The sequence below is a fragment of the Kocuria sp. ChxB genome (assembly GCF_044359605.1).
GTDB classification, from domain to species: Bacteria; Actinomycetota; Actinomycetes; order Actinomycetales; family Micrococcaceae; genus Kocuria; species Kocuria rhizophila.
On the sequence record NZ_CP121123.1, the window covers coordinates 2,562,590 to 2,579,767 of the forward strand.

Sequence of the window (17,178 nt, forward strand, 5' to 3'; positions counted from 1 at the left end):
GGACACCCGCGCACCGCGCTCGTGTCCGGCGGCGGCTTCAACGGAAGATAAACGGTTCGTACCTGTTTCGGTGCGGACCGAGACAGGAGAACAGTGGCCAAGCCCCGTGTCCACGAGCTCGCGAAAGAGCTCGGAATCACGTCCAAGGAAGCAATTTCCAAACTTCAGGAACTCGGTGAGTTCGTCCGTGGCGCATCGTCCACGGTCGAGCCGCCCGTAGCCAAGAAGCTGCGCACCGCGTTCCCCGCCGGCGGCGACAGCGCCACGGCGTCCAAGCCCGCGGCCAAGGCCCCCTCCCAGGGTGCCAAGAAGCCCGCGGCCCCGGGCCCGAAGCCCGGCGCCAAGGCACCCGCCAAGCCCGGCGCGTCCAGCGACGCCGCACCGGCCGAGAAGCCCGCGGCGCGCGAGACCCCGAAGACGGCTGCCCCGAAGGCCGAGGCGCCGCAGCGGACCGAGCCGGCCGCGCCGTCGTCGGAGTCCGCAACCCCCGAGGCCCCGGCGAGCAGCGCTCCCAAGCCCGCGGGCGCCACTCCCGGCCCGCGCAAGAGCCCCGCGCCCGGCGCCAAGCCGGGGCAGTCCGCTCCCCGTCCCGGGAACAACCCGTTCGCCTCGCAGCAGGGGATGGGCCGTTCCGAGGGCGGCGCGCAGCGCGGCGGTCCTCGTCCCGGTGGCCAGCAGCGCTCCGCCAAGCCCGGTGCGCCGCGCCCCGGCAACAACCCGTTCGCAGCCCAGCAGGGCATGCGCTCTGCCAACTCCGGTCAGGGCGGGCCCCGTCCGGGCGGTCCGCGCCCCGGGGGCCCCCGTCCCGCGCCGTCGGGCCAGGGCGGTCCGCGTCCCGGTGCGCCTCGCACGGGCGCTGCCCGTCAGGGCCAGGGCGGCCCGCGTCCCGGTGGTCCTCGCCCCTCGCCGAACATGATGCCCGGCCAGACCACGAGCGTGGCGCCGATCGGCAGCCGCCCGGCTCCGGGCAGCGGCCCGCGCCGTGGTGGTGGCGGTCCCGGTGGCGGACCCGGTGGCGGCGGCGGATTCCGCGGTCGCGGCGGTCGTGGCGGCACCCAGGGTGCCTTCGGCCGCGGCGGTGCCCGTGGCAAGCACCGCAAGTCGAAGCGGGCGAAGCGCCAGGAGCTCGAGCAGATGAGCGCACCCGCCGTCGGCGGTGTGTCGGTGCCCCACGGCGACGGCAGCACGGTTGTGCGCCTGCGCCGCGGTGCCTCGCTCATGGACTTCGCGGAGAAGATCAACGCCAACCCGGCGTCGCTGGTGACCGTCCTCATCCACCTGGGTGAGATGGCCACGCAGACCCAGTCCCTGGATGAGGAGACCTTCCAGCTCCTCGGTGCCGAGCTCGGCTACCAGATCCAGGTGGTGTCCCCGGAGGACGAGGAGCGCGAGCTGCTCGAGTCCTTCGACATCGACCTCGAGGCCGAGCTGGAGGCCGAGGGCGAGGACGTCCTCGCCCCGCGTCCCCCGGTGGTGACGGTCATGGGCCACGTGGACCACGGCAAGACCCGTCTGCTGGACGCGATCCGCAACACCAAGGTGATCGAGGGCGAGGCCGGTGGCATCACCCAGCACATCGGTGCGTACCAGATCTCCACCGAGGTGGACGACCAGGAGCGCCTGATCACGTTCATCGACACCCCGGGTCACGAGGCGTTCACCGCCATGCGTGCCCGTGGTGCGCAGGTTACGGACATCGCCGTGCTGGTGGTCGCCGCGGACGACGGCGTCATGCCGCAGACCGTGGAGGCGCTGAACCACGCGCAGGCGGCCAACGTGCCGATCGTGGTGGCCGTGAACAAGGTGGACAAGCCGGACGCGAACCCGGAGAAGATCCGCGGCCAGCTCACCGAGTACGGTCTGGTGCCGGAGGAGTACGGCGGCGACACCATGTTCGTGGACGTCTCCGCCCGCGAGAACCTCAACATCGACGACCTGCTGGACGCGATCGTGCTGACCGCGGACGGTGCTCTGGAGCTGCAGGCCAACCCGGACAAGAACGCCCGCGGTGTGGCCATCGAGGCCAACCTGGACAAGGGCCGCGGCGCCGTGTGCACCGTGCTGGTCCAGTCCGGCACGCTGAAGGTCGGCGACTCGATCGTCGCCGGTGCGGCCTACGGCCGTGTCCGCGCGATGTTCGACGAGATGGGTCGCACCGTGGAGGCGGCCACGCCGTCCCGCCCGGTGCAGGTGCTGGGTCTGTCCACCGTGCCGCGCGCCGGTGACACGTTCCTGGCCACCCAGGAGGAGCGCACCGCACGGCAGATCGCCGAGAAGCGTGAGGCGGCGGACCGCAACGCCCAGCTGGCCAAGCGCCGCAAGCGCATCACGCTGGAGTCCTTCGACGAGGCCGTGGCCGAGGGCAAGATCGACACCCTCAACCTCATCATCAAGGGTGACGTGTCCGGTGCCGTGGAGGCACTCGAGGACTCGCTGCTCAAGATCGACGTGGGCGAGGAGGTCCAGCTGCGCGTCATCCACCGCGGCGTGGGCGCCATCACGCAGAACGACGTGAACCTGGCCACGGTGGACAACGCCGTGATCATCGGCTTCAACGTCCGCCCGGCGGAGCGCGTCACGGAGCTCGCGGACCGCGAGGGCGTGGAGATGAAGTTCTACTCGGTCATCTACAACGCCATCGACGAGGTCGAGAGCGCGCTCAAGGGCATGCTCAAGCCGGAGTACGAGGAGGTGGAGCTCGGCACCGCCGAGATCCGCGAGGTGTTCCGCTCCTCCAAGTGGGGCAACATCGCCGGCGCCTACATCACCAAGGGCATCGTCCGCCGCAACGGCAAGGCCCGTCTGGTGCGCGACGGCAGCGTGGTGCAGGACAACCTCACCATCGACTCGCTGCGCCGCTTCAAGGACGACGCCACCGAGGTCCGCGAGGGCTACGAGTGCGGTATCGGACTCGGTTCCTTCAACGACATCCACGAAGGTGACATCATCGAGACCTGGGAGATGCGCGAGAAGCCGCGCGACTGACAGGCTCCGCCGGCCGTGGCGCTCCTCGCGGGGCGTTGCGGCCGGTGCGCACGATCGCGTGACCGGATGCCCGGGGACTCCTCACGGAGGCCCCGGGCATCCGGCCCCGCACCGGGGCGCGTCCCGAACGCGCCGCACCCGGGCGGACCCGCACCGGCGGTTCCGTCCCCTGACTTCGGCAGCGCGCCGCGCTGCCCGCACACGAGGAGTTCCACCATGGCCGACGCCGCACGCGCCGCACGACTGGCCGATCGCATCAAGGTGATCGTGGCCCAGGCTCTCGAACGCAGGATCAAGGACCCCCGACTGGGATTCGTGACCGTGACCGACGCCCGCGTGACCAACGACCTGCAGCACGCCACGCTCTACTACACGGTCTACGGGGACGAGGAGCAGCGCGAGGAGACGGCCCGTGCGCTGGAGTCCGCCAAGGGCATCCTGCGCTCCGAGGTGGGCAGGAACATCACCGCGCGGCTGACCCCCACGCTCACGTTCGTGGCGGACGAGATCCCCGCGGACGCCGCCCGGCTGGAGACCCTGCTGCGCTCGGCCCGTGAGAAGGACGCCCAGGTGGCGGCCCAGGCCGAGGGCGCCCAGTACGCGGCGGGGGAGGACGCCTACCGCACGCCGTCCGACGAGGACGACGCCGAGGGCCCCCGCAGCACCCCGCAGGCCTGAGCTCCGTGGGCGCACGAGAGGACGTCCCCACCCCGGCCCCGTCCCTTCCGAGGGTCCCGGGGCTCGTGGTCGTGGACAAGCCGCTGGGCTGGACCTCGCACGACGTCGTCGCGCGCATGCGCCGACTGGCGGGGACCCGGAAGGTGGGTCACGCCGGGACCCTGGACCCGGCGGCGTCGGGCGTGCTGGTGATCGGTGTGGAGAAGGCCACCAAGCTGCTCACCTGGGTCACCGGCACGGACAAGACCTACCGCGCCGGCATCCGTCTGGGGGCGGCCACCGTGACCGACGACGCCGAGGGCGACGTCACGCGCACGGCGGACCCCGAGCTGCTGGCCGGGATCACGGACGAGCAGGTCCTGGCCGCCGTGGCGCGGCTCACGGGCGAGATCCAGCAGGTCCCCTCCGCTGTGAGCGCGATCAAGGTGGACGGTCAGCGCTCCTACGCGAGGGTGCGCAGCGGAGAGGATGTGCAGCTGCCGGCCCGCCCGGTCACGGTGTCCCGGTTCAAGGTGCACTCGATTCGCCGCGCGGAGTCCGCAGCGGGCGACGGCCCCGGGGCGCCCAGGGCCATCGACGTGGACGTGACCGTGACGTGCTCCTCCGGAACCTACGTCCGCGCCCTCGCCCGCGACCTCGGGGAGGACCTCGGCGTGGGCGGACACCTCACGGCGCTGCGGCGCACCCGCGTGGGATCCTTCACGCTGGACTCCGCCCACACGCTGGAGGAGCTCACGGAACAGGTGCGCTCCGGCGGCACGGTGACCACGCTGGCCATCGCCGACGCCGCGCGGCAGCTCTTCCCGGTGCGCGAGCTCACGGCCACGGAGGCCACGGACCTCTCCCACGGCCGTCGGATCCCGGCCTCCGGGACTCCCCGCCACGACGCCGCCCGGGGAGCCGGGGAGACCCCCGTCGCGTGCTTCGCGCCGGACGGGACACTCGTGGCCCTGGCCGAGGACCGGGGACGTGCGGAGCAGCGCTACACGACCTCGGTGCTGGGGATCACCGCAGGAACCACGTTCTCCGAGCCGGCACCACGGGAGACACCCGCGGCGGCGGAGCGCTCCGGGCGGACGCACGCCGTGGCCGACCAGGTACCCGGGATCCCGGGTGAGGACCGGGGGAGCGGAACCTCAGCAGAAGCCACGGGCACGACACACGGAGAGCGGGCGGACGACTGATGCTGTGGGGATACGACGGGTGGTTCTGGGCCGCGGTGGTCCTCGGTGTGCTCTCCTGCGTGGTCTGCCTCGTGCAGGCACTGCGTGGTCGGGCACCGGACGACTTCTCCCAGGGCTCGGTGCTGGTCCTCGAGGCGTTCCTGCTGGTGTACTGCGTGGGCTCCCTGCTGCTGCCGGTCCTCGGCCCCTCGGCCTCCGGCAGCGTGCTGGAGTACTGGGGGTACCTGCTCACCGCGCTGCTGATCCCGGCGGGCACGTTCGTGTGGTCCCTCGTGGAGCGGTCCCGCTGGTCCACGCTGATCCTCGCGGCCGCGGGCCCCGTGGTGATCGTGATGGTCTACCGCATGAACTACATCTGGTACTACCAGTGACCCCGGGCACGCCCGCACCCCAGCACTCCACGGAAGGACAGACGATGGACCGCGAGACCTCGCACAGCACCCTGCAGCAGCGCTTCGGCCGCCGCGCGGGTGCCCGGCGGCACGACCGCAAGAGCACCGGCTTCGGCCGCGTGCTGATCGTGGTCTACTGGGTCTTCTCCCTCTCCGCGGGTGTCCGCTCGCTGTACCAGCTGGCCACCGAGTTCAGCCTGGCGCCCCTGGCGATCCTGCTGTCCACGTTCTCCGCGGCCGTCTACGTGGTGGCCACGATCGCCCTGTCCCGTTCTGGCGCGCGCTGGCACCGCGTGGCCACCGCCGCGGTGCTCGTGGAGCTCGTGGGCGTGCTCGGCGTGGGACTGCTGAGCGTCCTGCACCCCGAGCTGTTCCCCAAGGCCAGCGTGTGGTCCGACTTCGGCGCAGGGTACGGCTACATCCCCCTCGTGCTCCCCGTGGTGGGGCTCGCGTGGCTCTGGGTGACGCGGCCGTCCCGCGCGGAGCGGTAGGCTCTACGAGATGCGCCACCAGCCGAGAAGACATCGAGGAGAGCTGTGATTCGCTGGAGAAGCCTGGACGAGGTCACGCCTGGATTCGGTCCCTCCGTGGTGAGCATCGGCAACTTCGACGGTGTCCACCGGGGCCACCAGGAGGTCTTCACCCGGCTCCTGGACACTGCCCGGCGGCGTGAGGCGCACTCGGTGGTGGTCACGTTTGACCCGCACCCCGCGCTGGTGCACCGCCCGGAGTCCCACCCCGGCCTCATCATGGGCCTCGAGGACAAGCTCGACGCGCTCGAGCAGACCGGTGTGGACGCCGTGCTCGTCCTGCCGTACAGCCTGGAGTTCTCCGAGCTGGGCCCCGAGGAGTTCCTCGTGAACTACCTCGTGAACCCGTTGCGCATGGTCTCCCTGGTCATCGGCTCCGACGTCCGGCTGGGCCGGGACAACTCGGGGGACCTCACCGCCATCCGCGAGCTGGGACACCAGCACGGCTTCGACGTGGTGGTCGTGGAGGATGTCCCCGGAACCCCCGTGGCAGCGGACGCCGATGACACGGACGGTTCCGCGCCACGCCGGGAGGACCGGCGCTGCTCCTCCACCTGGGTGCGCTCGTGCCTGGAGGCGGGGGACATCACGGGTGCCGCCCAGCTGCTCGGTCGGCCCCACCGCATGCGTGGCGAGGTGGTCCACGGTGCGGCCCGTGGCCGGCAGCTCGGTTTTCCCACCGCCAACCTGGCCCCGGAAGCCACGGGGTTCATCCCCGCGGACGGTGTCTACGCCGGGTGGCTCGTGGACCAGGAGGGCGCCCGGTGGCCCACCGCGATCTCCGTGGGGTCCAACCCCACGTTCGAGGGCGTCACCCGTCAGGTCGAGGCCCACGTGATCGACCGCCCCGAGGAGGCCGTGGAGGACTTCGACCTCTACGGGCAGACCGTGGTGGTCGAGTTCGTGGAACGGCTGCGCGGCATGGTGGCCTACCGGGGAGTGGACGCCCTCGTGCTGCAGATGCGCGACGACGTCAGACGCACGCGCGACATCCTGCGCGGGCACCGGCCGGGGAGCGAACCCTCGGACGACTGAGCGGCTGCCCGATCGCGCAGCTGGTCGCACGCCCGGGCCCGGAGCACCCTGCGGATCCGGGGTGGGGCACCACTGGCGCGGAAGCCGCCCCGGAACCCGGTGCGGAGGGCACGGCCGCGGAGAGAGCCTCCCCGCGGCCGTGGCACTCACATCTCCTCGTGCACCGCCGGATCGAATCCAGACCCGCTGATTCCGGTGTGCATCATGCGCAACCGCTCCATCTGCTCGTCCGTGAGCTCCCAGCCGAACACGTCGATGTTCTCGGCCATCCGCTCCGGGTTGGAGGACTTGGGGATCGGCACGATGCCGGACTGCACGTGCCAGCGCAGGACCACCTGGGCGGGAGTGCGTCCCTGCCGGCGCCCGATCTCCGCGAGCCACTCGTCCTGCAGAAGGTCGGTCTTGCGGCCCAGCGGGGACCACGCCTGCGTGAGGATGCGGTGCTCCTCGTGGAACCTGCGCAGGGCCTCCTGCTGGTACTGCGGGTGCAGCTCCACCTGGTTCACCACGGGCATCTCCCCCGTCTCCCGCTCGAGCCGCAGAAGGTGCTCCGGCAGGAAGTTGGACACACCCACGGAGCGCACGAGGCCCTCGTCCCGCGCGGCCAGCATCTCCTGCCAGGTCTGCACGTACTGGTCCACGCCCGGATTGGGCCAGTGGATCAGGTACAGGTCCAGGTGGTCGGTGCCCAGACGTGTGAGGGTCTCCTCGAGCGAGCGGCGCACGCTCGCCCGGCCGTGGTCGCGTCCGGGAATCTTGGAGGTCAGGAACAGATCGTCCCGGGGAATGCCGCTGTGGCGGATGCCCTGGCCCACGCCGCGCTCGTTGCCGTAGTTCACCGCGGTGTCGATGAGCCTGTAGCCGCGCCACAGGGCCTCCGGGATCAAAGCCTCCGCCTCGGCGTCGTCCATGGGGTACGTGCCGAAGCCCAGCTGCGGGATCTTGTGGCCGTCCCGCAGCACGTGGGGGGCCACCTCCGGCGCGGTGTCCCGGAGGTCCTGGGTCTTGTCCTTGCTCATGCGTTCCTCGTCTTCCTCGATGCCTGGCTGGTCTGGTGCACTGCTCTCACCGGACAGTATCCCCGGTGATCCTGGATTCATGCCCGGGTGGTGTCCTGGAACGCGGACAGCAACCGCAGCACGGCCCGGGCGCTGATCCGTGCGACCACGTCCAGCTCCAGGTGGAACTGCTGGTCCGCCGCGGGCCCGCACAGGTCCGAGATGCTGCGCACCGCGAGGAACGGGGTCTCGTGGCTGCCGCACACCTGCGCCAGGGCGGTGGTCTCCATGTCCGTGCTCAGGGCCTCGGGAAACAGCTCCCGGGTGGCCCCCACGTTCTCGGCCGTGACGAACGAGCCGCCGGAGAGCATGGTGCCGCGCCACAGCTGCCGTCCCTCATCCGCCGCGAGGTGCTCCGCCGCGGAGAGGAGCGGTCCGGCGGCGTCGAAGGACTCGGGCATGCCGGGCACCTGCCCCGGGGCGTACCCGAAGGCGGTCGCGTCCGCGTCCGCGTAGCGGAACTGTGCTCCCACGACGAGGTCGCCCACGTTCACGTCCGCGCGCAGCCCGCCGCAGGACCCCGCGGACACGACGGCGCTCGGCTCGAACCGCTCGAGGGCGGACGTCAGCGCCGAGGCCGCGTTGACCAGCCCGATGCCCGTGCGGACCAGGAGCACGGGCCCGCCCTCCAGCTCCAGGGCGTGCAGCTGCGCGCCTCCCACCTGCTGGGGGATCGAGCAGCGGGCCGTGGCGAGGTCGAGGAAGGGCTGCGCCTCCTCGGCCATGGCGACCACCACGGCGGGTGCGCCCACGCAGGCGGCGAACAGGGCGGCGTCGTCGGACGTGTCTGTGCTGTGCATGCCACCATTGTCCCAGTCCGCTCGGACACGCACGCCGGGGGAGCGGTGCGGTGCTCCGCGGCGGCATCGGCTAGGATGGTCAGCGGTCTGACTGCGGTCCGTGGCGGTCGGGCCCCGGGGCACGCCCCGGACCCCGGGCGGGAATCTCACGCACCGGGCGGTCACGGTACTGACTCTAGGAGTTACCCATGGCACTGGATGCCGCTGTCAAGAACCAGATCATCACCGAGTACGCCACCCACGAGGGCGACACCGGTTCACCCGAGGTGCAGATCGCCGTTCTGTCTCGCCGGATCTCCGATCTGACCGAGCACCTGAAGATGCACAAGCACGACCACCACACCCGTCGCGGCCTCATGGCCCTGGTGGGACGCCGTCGTCGCATGCTTGACTACCTGCGTCGCACTGACATCGCCCGCTACCGTGCGCTCATCGAGCGCCTCGGCCTGCGCAAGTGATGTGAGTCCCGGCGATTCCCCGCCCTCCCCACCGGGAGCGCGGGGAATCACCACACCCGGCGCTGTCCGTGACGGACACCGCCGCGGCCCGCGGTGACGCGAGCCGACCGGGTCCACAGGGCCCGCAACCACAGAACCACCCATCAGACTGTGCAGCCCGCCGCATGTCGCGGTCCTCGACAGTGGCCTTCGCAACGCGGGAGCGGTGCGAGCGCCTCGATCGAAGACCGGTGTGTCGCGCGGGTTGCGCACCACGAAGAAACGGAGGTGACCCGTGGAGGGTCCCGAGATCCAGAGTGCAGAAGCCGTCATCGACAACGGCTCCTACGGACAGCGCGTCGTGCGCTTCGAGACCGGGCGGCTCGCCCGTCAGGCCGCCGGTGCGGCCATGGTCTACATCGACGAGGAGACCTCGATGCTCTCGGCCACGGCCGTGGGCAAGCACCCCCGTGAGGGCTTCGACTTCTTCCCCCTGACGGTGGACGTCGAGGAGCGCATGTACGCCGCGGGCCGCATCCCCGGCTCGTTCTTCCGCCGCGAGGGCCGCCCGTCCACGGACGCGATCCTCACGTGCCGCCTGATCGACCGCCCGCTGCGCCCCGCGTTCGGCAAGGGCCTGCGCAACGAGGTGCAGGTGGTCGTCACCGTCATGTCCATCGCGCCGGACGAGATCTACAACACCGTGGCGATCAACGCCGCCTCCATGTCCACCACGCTCTCCGGCATGCCCTTCCAGGGCCCCGTGGGCGGCGTGCGCATGGCGCTCATGGCAGAGGAGAACGGCGGCCACCAGTGGATCGCGTTCCCCAAGCACTCCCAGCTGGAGAACGCCGTGTTCGACATGGCCGTGGCCGGCCGCGTGGTGACCACCAAGGACGGCGGCCAGGACGTCGCCATCATGATGGTCGAGGCCGAGGCCACCGACAACGCGTGGGAGCTCATCAAGGGCCAGGGTGCCGTCGCGCCGTCGGAGGAGCTCGTGGCCGAGGGCCTCGAGGCCTCCAAGCCGTTCATCAAGGCGCTGTGCGACGCCCAGGCGGACCTCGCGGCCCGCAACCGCAAGCCCGAGCTGGATCTGCCCCGCTTCGGCGGTTTCGGTGACGACGCCGCCCAGGCCGTCGAGGAGTTCGCGGGCGAGCGCATGGCCCAGGTCTACTCGATCGCCGGCAAGCAGGAGCGCGAGGCCGCCACGGACGAGCTGCACCAGTCCACGCTGGCCGAGCTCACCGGGGAGGGCAAGCCCTTCGAGGGCCGCGCGGACGAGGTCAACGGCGCCTACCAGGCCCTGACCAAACAGACCGTGCGCCAGCGCATCCTCAAGGACAAGGTGCGCATCGACGGCCGCGGTCTCACGGACATCCGCCAGCTCAGCGCCGAGGTGGACGTGCTCCCGCGCGTGCACGGCTCCGCGCTGTTCGAGCGCGGCGAGACCCAGATCATGGGTGTCACCACGCTGAACATGCTCAAGCTGGAGCAGCAGATCGACTCGCTGTCCCCGGTGAAGAGCAAGCGCTACATCCACCACTACAACTTCCCGCCGTACTCCACGGGCGAGACCGGTCGCGTGGGTTCCCCCAAGCGCCGCGAGATCGGCCACGGCGCCCTCGCCGAGCGTGCGATCACCCCCGTGCTGCCCTCGCGCGAGGAGTTCCCCTACGCGATCCGCCAGGTCTCCGAGGCGCTGGGCTCCAACGGCTCCACCTCCATGGGCTCCGTGTGCGCCGCCACGCTGTCGCTGTTCAACGCCGGTGTGCCCCTGCGCGCCCCTGTGGCGGGCATCGCCATGGGCCTGGTCTCCGACACCGTGGACGGTGAGGTCCAGTACGCGGCCCTGACCGACATCCTCGGTGCCGAGGACGCCCTGGGCGACATGGACTTCAAGGTCGCCGGCACCTCCGAGTTCGTCACGGCCATCCAGCTGGACACCAAGCTGGACGGCATCCCCGCCTCCGTGCTGGCGTCCGCGCTGACCCAGGCCCGTGAGGCCCGCCTCTACATCCTGGACGTGCTGACCTCCGCGATCGACGCCCCGGACGAGATGAGCGAGTTCGCCCCGCGCGTGATCTCCGTGAACGTCCCCGTCTCCAAGATCGGCGAGGTCATCGGCCCCAAGGGCAAGATGATCAACCAGATCCAGGAGGACACCGGCACGGACATCTCCATCGAGGACGACGGCACCGTGTACATCGGTGCCACCGACGGCCCCTCCGCCGAGGCCGCGCGCTCGGCGATCAACGCGATCGCCAACCCGCAGGTCCCGGAGGTGGGCGAGCGCTACCTGGGCACCGTGGTCAAGACCACCACGTTCGGTGCGTTCGTGTCCCTCACCCCGGGCAAGGACGGTCTGCTGCACATCTCCGAGATGCGCAAGCTCAACGACGACAAGCGCGTCAACGAGGTGGACGACGTCCTGTCCGTGGGCCAGAAGGTCCAGGTGGAGATCACCAAGGTGGACGACCGCGGCAAGCTGTCGCTCGCCCCGGTGGTGGCCGGATCCGACTCGGACGCCGCGTCCGAGGACGAGAACTGAGCAGAGGTCACCCGCACCAGATGACGGTTGTTCACCTTCCCCTGAAGGCGGGCAGTCCCGAGGAGCACGGCTCCCCGGAGGACGCCCGCCTTCGGGCGTATCCAGACACGGACCCGGCCGGAGGCTTCACCCACACGGTCCACGACGACGCCGACGGCGCGGTCATCATGCGCACGGTCCTGCCGTGCGGCACCCGCGTGCTCACGGAGAAGATGCCCGGGCAGCGCTCGGTGTCCGTGGGGTTCTGGGTGAGCCTGGGCTCCCGGGACGAGGCCCCGGGCATGCTGGGCTCCACCCACTTCCTGGAGCACCTGCTGTTCAAGGGCACGGCCCGGCGCAGCTCCCTGGAGATCGCCGAGGCCTTCGACCGAGTGGGCGGAGAGTCCAACGCGTTCACGTCCCACGAGCACACGTGCTACCACGCCCGGGTGCTCTCCGAGGCGCTGCCCATGGCCGTGGACGTCCTCGCGGACATGTTCACGGGCGCGGTGCTGGACCCCGAGGAGTTCGACCGCGAGCGCGGCGTGATCCTCGAGGAGATCGCCATGGACCGGGACGACCCCACGGACTTCGCGTTCGAGCAGTTCACCGAGCAGGTCTTCCACGGCTCCCCGCTGGCGCGTCCGATCGCGGGCACGCCCGAGGAGATCCGCAGCGTGGCCCGGGACGCGGTGTGGGAGCACTACCGCGGGGCCTACCGGCCCGAGAACCTGGTGGTCACGGTCGCGGGCGGGCTCGAGCACGAGAACGTGGTCCAGCTGGTCCGCGAGTCGCTGGCCCGCGCGGGCTGGGATCCGGACACCGCCGGGGGAGCGGGCGCGCGCCGCCCCACCACCCCCGCGCTGCTGACGCCGCTCACGGGCACCCGCGCGCTGAACAGACCGGTGGAGCAGGCCAACGTGGTGCTGGGCGGGGCCGGGCTGCAGTCCGGTGACGAGCGTCGTTTCACCATGACCGTGCTCAACGCGGCCCTGGGTGGTGGCATGTCCTCCCGGCTGTTCCACACCATCCGCGAGCAGAAGGGCCTGGCGTACTCCACGTTCTCGTTCTCCGGCTCGTACTCGGACGCCGGGTTCTTCGGCATGTACGCCGGCTGCACGGCGGACCGCGTGGACCGGGTCACCGGGCTGATGCGCGACGAGCTGGACCGCCTGGCCCAGGACGGCATGGACGCCGCGGAGCTCGCCAAGGTGGAGGGCCAGCTCAGCGGGGCCACCGTCCTCGCCCTGGAGGACACGGGCTCGCGGATGTCCCGGCTGGGTTCCGCGGAGCTCAAGACCGGGGTGTTCATGGACCTGGACGAGTCCCTGCGCCGGATCCGCGCGGTCACGTCCCAGGACGTCCAGCAGCTCGCCGCGGATCTCGGCGCGGACGCGACCGTCCGCACGGTGGTGGGACCCGGCGTCGCCCGGGAACCGCAGGAATGAGGGGAACGGACATGGCAGAACCGATCCGGGTGGCCGTCCTCGGCCGCGACGGCCGCATGGGCTCCGAGGCGGTGCGCGCCGTCGACGCCGCCCCGGACCTCGAGCTGGTCGCGGCACTTGGCCGCGGGGACGGTCTGGAGCAGCTGCTCGAGGCCCGCGCGGAGGTGGTCGTGGACCTCACGGTGCCCGCCGCCACGCGGGAGAACGTGCGCTTCGCGGTGTCCCACGGGATGCACGCGGTCGTGGGCACCACGGGCTGGGACCGGGCCGCCCTGGACGAGCTCGAGGCCCAGCTCGCCGAGTCCCCCGCAACCGGGGTGCTGATCGCCCCGAACTTCGCGGTGGGGGCGGTGCTGGCCATGAAGTTCTCGGAGCTGGCAGCACGGTTCTTCGACTCCGTCGAGGTCGTGGAGCTGCACCACCCGCGCAAGCTCGACGCGCCGTCGGGCACCGCGGCCCGGACCGCCGCCCTCGTGGCCGCGGCCCGCCAACGGGCGGGTGTGGGAGCCTCCCCGGACGCCACGGAGTCCGATCCGCACGGCGCACGCGGTGCGGTGGTGGACGGCGTGCACGTGCACTCCGTGCGGCTGCAGGGTCTGGTGGCCCACCAGGAGACCCTGCTGGGAAACACGGGGGAGCAGCTCACCGTGCGCCACGACTCCTTCGACCGCGCCTCGTTCATGACCGGTGTGCTGCTGGGGATCCGCCGGGTGGCGGAGCACCCCGGGCTCACGCACGGTCTGGACGGCTACATGGATCTCGGACTGTGAGCCGGGCAACGGGGCGCAGCGGGCTGCGCTGGTGGGCCGCACTGGCCATCCTGCTGCTGGTCCTCACCGTCCTGCTGCTGCCCATCCCGTCCGTGTCCAAGGTGTGGATCATCGCGGTGCTGGTCTTCGCGGGCGTGTTCACGGTGCTCGAGGCCGGGTCCATGGGGCGCGCCCTCGCCGCGCTCATGATCGCCCTGCTGACCCTCTACCTGGGGGTGTCCTTCCAGCGGGCCTGGCTGCTGCTGGGCACCGAGGGCTGGGTGCCCAAGCTGCTGGGGCTCGCCATGGTCGTGATCCCCGCGGTGGGCACGTGGGCCATGGTGCGGGAGATCCTCTTCGGAGCCCGCACCGCGCGGCTGGGGCGCGAGCTCGCGGCCCGCGGCGAGCTGCCGGTCGACGAGCTGCCCCGCACACCGTCGGGACGCTACGTGCGCGCCGCCGCGGACGCGCACTTCGACGTGGTGCGGCGGGAGGTCGAGGCGAGCCCCGAGGACTGGGGCGGGTGGTACCGCCTGGGCCTGGCCTACTCGGCCAGCGGTGACAGCCGCCGGGCCCGGGGCGCTATGCGCACGGCGATCGCCCTGCACCGGGGGGCGGACCCCGAGACGGCGCTCGCGCGGTCCGGGCGGTAACCTGTGGGCATGACACACGAGAGCTTCCCCGCGCCCACGGACCGTCCCGCGCCCCTGTTCGGGACCCTGCTCACCGCCATGGTCACGGTCTTCCACGAGGACCGCTCCGTGGACCTCGAGGCCACCGCGGCCCTCGCCGTGCAGCTCGTGGACGACGGCTGCGACGGCCTGGTGGTGTGCGGCACCACGGGGGAGTACTCGACCATGACGGACGAGGAGAACCTCTCGGTGTTCCGCGCCGTCAAGGACGCCGTGGGCGGGAGGGTCCCCCTGCTCGCGGGCACGGGATCCAACGACACCGAGCACTCCCGGTACCTCTGCCTCGAGGCGGAGAAGATCGGGATGGACGGTCTGCTCGTGGTCACCCCGTACTACAACAAGCCCACCCAGGCCGGTGTCGAGGCCCACTTCCGCTCGCTCGCGGACTCCGTGGACACGCCCATCATGATGTACGACATCCCAGGCCGCTCCGGGATTCCGATCGAGCCCGGGACCATGATCTCGCTCGCCTCGCACCCCAACATCGTGGCCGTCAAGGATGCCAAGGCGGATTTCGTCGCCGCGTCCCGCGTCATGGCGGAGACGGACCTCGTGTTCTACTCCGGCGACGACGGTCTCACCCTCCCGTGGATGGCCACCGGCGCCGCCGGGCTCGTGGGCGTGACCACCCACGTGGACACCGCGCGCTACCGCCGCATGATCGACGCCGTGCTGGCCTCGGACCTCGAGACCGCCCGCAGGCTCAACGCGGAGCTGCTGCCCCTCGTGCGCGCCACCATGACGCGCGTGCCCGGGGCCGTGGCCGCCAAGACCATTCTTCAGTGGCAGGACCGCCTGCCGAACGCCGTGGTGCGCCTGCCGCACGTGGCACCAACGCACACCGAGCTGGAGCAGATCCGTGCGGATCTGAGCACGTCGGTGATTGCGGACACTCTGACCAACTAGCAATGAAAGGGGTCTCATGACCCAGTGGAACTCTTCCGATCTCGCTGAACCCCCCGCCCTGGCCAAGGACACTCTCCGCGTGGTCCCCCTGGGTGGCCTGGGGGAGGTCGGCCGGAACATGACCGTGTTCGAGATCAACGGGCAGCTGCTCGTGGTGGACTGCGGTGTGCTCTTCCCCGAGGAGACCCAGCCCGGCGTGGATCTCATCCTCCCGGACATCAACAACATCCGGGATCGCGTGGACGACATCGTGGCGATCGTGCTCACGCACGGCCACGAGGACCACATCGGCGCCGTCCCGTACCTGCTCAAGCGCCGCCCGGACATCCCCGTGATCGGCTCCCAGCTCACCCTCGCGCTGATCGAGGCCAAGCTCCAGGAGCACCGCATCAAGCCGTTCACCATGGCCGTGCGCGAGGGCCAGGTGGAGCGCCTCGGCGAGTTCGAGTGCGAGTTCGTGGCCGTGAACCACTCCATCCCGGACGCCCTGGCCGTGTTCCTGCGCACCAAGGCCGGCACCGTGCTGCACACGGGTGACTTCAAGATGGACCAGCTGCCCCTGGACGGGCGCATCACGGACCTGCGCCACTTCGCACGTCTGGGCGAGGAGGGCGTGGACCTCTTCCTCACGGACTCCACGAACTCCGAGGTCCCGGGGTTCATCCCCTCCGAGAAGGCGATCGGTCCCGTGCTCGCGGACGTGGTCTCGCGAGCCAAGCAGCGCGTGATCGTGGCCTCATTCTCCTCCCACGTGCACCGCGTGCAGCAGGTGCTCGACGCCGCCGTGGCCAGCGGTCGCAAGGTCGTCCTCATGGGCCGCTCCATGATCCGCAACATGGCGATCGCGGAGAAGCTCGGCTACCTGGACGTCCCGCCGAACGTGCTCGTGGACCAGAAGAAGGTCGGGGACTACCCGGACGACAAGATCGTCATCATGTGCACCGGCTCCCAGGGCGAGCCCATGGCCGCGCTGTCCCGCATGGCCAACGGGGACCACAAGGTGCAGGTCAACGCGGGGGACACCGTGATTCTCGCGTCGTCGCTGATCCCCGGCAACGAGAACTCCGTGTTCCGCGTGATCAACGGCCTCATGCGCCTGGGCGCGAACGTGGTGCACAAGGGCAACGCCAAGGTCCACGTCTCCGGCCACGCCGGTGCCGGAGAGCTGCTCTACTGCTACAACATCGTGGAGCCCGAGTACGTCATGCCGGTGCACGGCGAGATCCGCCACCTGATTGCCAACGGCGAGCTGGCGCGGGAGACCGGCGTGCCGGACGACCACGTGATCCTCGCCGAGAACGGCACCGTGGTGGACATGCACGCCGGGAAGGTGAAGATCACCGGCCAGGTGGAGTGCGGCTTCATCTACGTGGACGGCTCCTCCGTGGGGGAGATCACGGACGCGGACCTCAAGGACCGCATGACCCTCGGTGAGGAGGGCTTCATCTCGGTGGTGACCGTCGTGAACCGGGACACGGGCAAGATCGTCTCCGGTCCGGACATCCACGCCCGCGGCGTGGCCGAGGAGGACAAGGTCTTCAACGAAATCCGCCCCAAGGTGGCCGCGGCCCTCGAGGACGCCCTGAGCGAGAGCGGCAAGAACCACACCGCCCACCAGCTGCAGCAGATCGTGCGCCGCACCGTGGGTTCGTGGGTCTCCCGCAGGCTGCGTCGCAAGCCCATGATCGTGCCGGTGGTCGTGGAGGCCTGACGCCCCCGCGCCCCGCACGCACCCCACGGCCCGTCCGGTCACC

General features: G+C 71.0%; 15 protein-coding genes. 13 read left to right on the plus strand and 2 right to left on the minus strand.

Annotation, left to right across the window (positions count from 1 at the left end):
* Positions 1 to 93 precede the first annotated feature (93 nt).
* The 6 genes from infB (at position 94) to P8S73_RS11340 (ending at position 6,804) form a co-directional block, all read left to right on the plus strand.
* Positions 94 to 2,985, plus strand: coding sequence for a translation initiation factor IF-2 (infB, locus tag P8S73_RS11315; protein ID WP_259906192.1), 2,892 nt, complete (start codon positions 94 to 96; stop codon positions 2,983 to 2,985).
* A 216-nt stretch (positions 2,986 to 3,201) separates the two neighbouring features.
* Positions 3,202 to 3,663, plus strand: coding sequence for a 30S ribosome-binding factor RbfA (rbfA, locus tag P8S73_RS11320; RefSeq protein ID WP_144803282.1), 462 nt, complete (start codon positions 3,202 to 3,204; stop codon positions 3,661 to 3,663).
* Positions 3,664 to 3,668: 5 nt separating this feature from the next.
* Positions 3,669 to 4,847 carry a tRNA pseudouridine(55) synthase TruB gene (gene truB / locus P8S73_RS11325; RefSeq protein WP_396350409.1) on the plus strand — a complete coding sequence of 393 codons (1,179 nt, stop codon included), beginning with the start codon at positions 3,669 to 3,671 and terminating at the stop codon, positions 4,845 to 4,847.
* The gene (locus P8S73_RS11330; RefSeq protein WP_019310888.1) at positions 4,847 to 5,218 is read left to right on the plus strand and encodes a hypothetical protein; all 372 of its coding nucleotides are present in this window, start codon (positions 4,847 to 4,849) and stop codon (positions 5,216 to 5,218) included. Before truB ends, P8S73_RS11330 begins: the two co-directional genes overlap by 1 nt.
* Before the next feature lie 44 nt (positions 5,219 to 5,262).
* Positions 5,263 to 5,730 carry a hypothetical protein gene (locus P8S73_RS11335; protein ID WP_310266637.1) on the plus strand — a complete coding sequence of 156 codons (468 nt, stop codon included), beginning with the start codon at positions 5,263 to 5,265 and terminating at the stop codon, positions 5,728 to 5,730.
* 45 nt (positions 5,731 to 5,775) lie between these two features.
* Positions 5,776 to 6,804 (plus strand): bifunctional riboflavin kinase/FAD synthetase, encoded by a 1,029-nt coding sequence (locus tag P8S73_RS11340; protein WP_144803292.1) that lies wholly within the window; start codon positions 5,776 to 5,778, stop codon positions 6,802 to 6,804.
* Between the two features lie 146 nt (positions 6,805 to 6,950).
* Here the strand turns inward: P8S73_RS11340 and P8S73_RS11345 are convergent, their stop codons facing one another.
* A complete protein-coding gene (locus P8S73_RS11345) occupies positions 6,951 to 7,823 on the minus strand; it encodes an aldo/keto reductase (protein ID WP_059280767.1) in 873 nt (290 codons plus the stop codon).
* A 77-nt stretch (positions 7,824 to 7,900) separates the two neighbouring features.
* Positions 7,901 to 8,662 (minus strand): 5'-methylthioadenosine/S-adenosylhomocysteine nucleosidase, encoded by a 762-nt coding sequence (gene mtnN, locus P8S73_RS11350; protein WP_144803299.1) that lies wholly within the window; start codon positions 8,660 to 8,662, stop codon positions 7,901 to 7,903.
* 188 nt (positions 8,663 to 8,850) lie between these two features.
* Between mtnN and rpsO the strand changes: the two genes are divergently transcribed.
* From rpsO to P8S73_RS11385, 7 genes are all read left to right on the plus strand, one after another.
* Entirely contained in the window at positions 8,851 to 9,120 is a 270-nt protein-coding gene (gene rpsO, locus P8S73_RS11355; RefSeq protein ID WP_019310893.1) for a 30S ribosomal protein S15, read from the plus strand.
* A gap of 274 nt (positions 9,121 to 9,394) precedes the next feature.
* Positions 9,395 to 11,650 (plus strand): polyribonucleotide nucleotidyltransferase, encoded by a 2,256-nt coding sequence (locus P8S73_RS11360; protein WP_019310894.1) that lies wholly within the window; start codon positions 9,395 to 9,397, stop codon positions 11,648 to 11,650.
* Positions 11,651 to 11,670: 20 nt separating this feature from the next.
* Positions 11,671 to 13,077, plus strand: coding sequence for a pitrilysin family protein (locus P8S73_RS11365; protein WP_019310895.1), 1,407 nt, complete (start codon positions 11,671 to 11,673; stop codon positions 13,075 to 13,077).
* Between the two features lie 11 nt (positions 13,078 to 13,088).
* On the plus strand, positions 13,089 to 13,847 hold the full coding sequence (dapB, locus tag P8S73_RS11370; RefSeq protein ID WP_019310896.1) for a 4-hydroxy-tetrahydrodipicolinate reductase: 759 nt from the start codon (positions 13,089 to 13,091) through the stop codon (positions 13,845 to 13,847).
* Complete coding sequence (locus tag P8S73_RS11375) at positions 13,844 to 14,479, plus strand: hypothetical protein (RefSeq protein WP_019310897.1); 636 nt, start codon at positions 13,844 to 13,846, stop codon at positions 14,477 to 14,479. The genes dapB and P8S73_RS11375 overlap by 4 nt, the downstream gene beginning before the upstream one ends.
* Positions 14,480 to 14,488: 9 nt before the next feature.
* Entirely contained in the window at positions 14,489 to 15,424 is a 936-nt protein-coding gene (gene dapA / locus P8S73_RS11380; protein ID WP_121566366.1) for a 4-hydroxy-tetrahydrodipicolinate synthase, read from the plus strand.
* A 16-nt stretch (positions 15,425 to 15,440) separates the two neighbouring features.
* On the plus strand, positions 15,441 to 17,135 hold the full coding sequence (locus tag P8S73_RS11385) for a ribonuclease J (RefSeq protein WP_019310899.1): 1,695 nt from the start codon (positions 15,441 to 15,443) through the stop codon (positions 17,133 to 17,135).
* Positions 17,136 to 17,178: the final 43 nt, after the last annotated feature.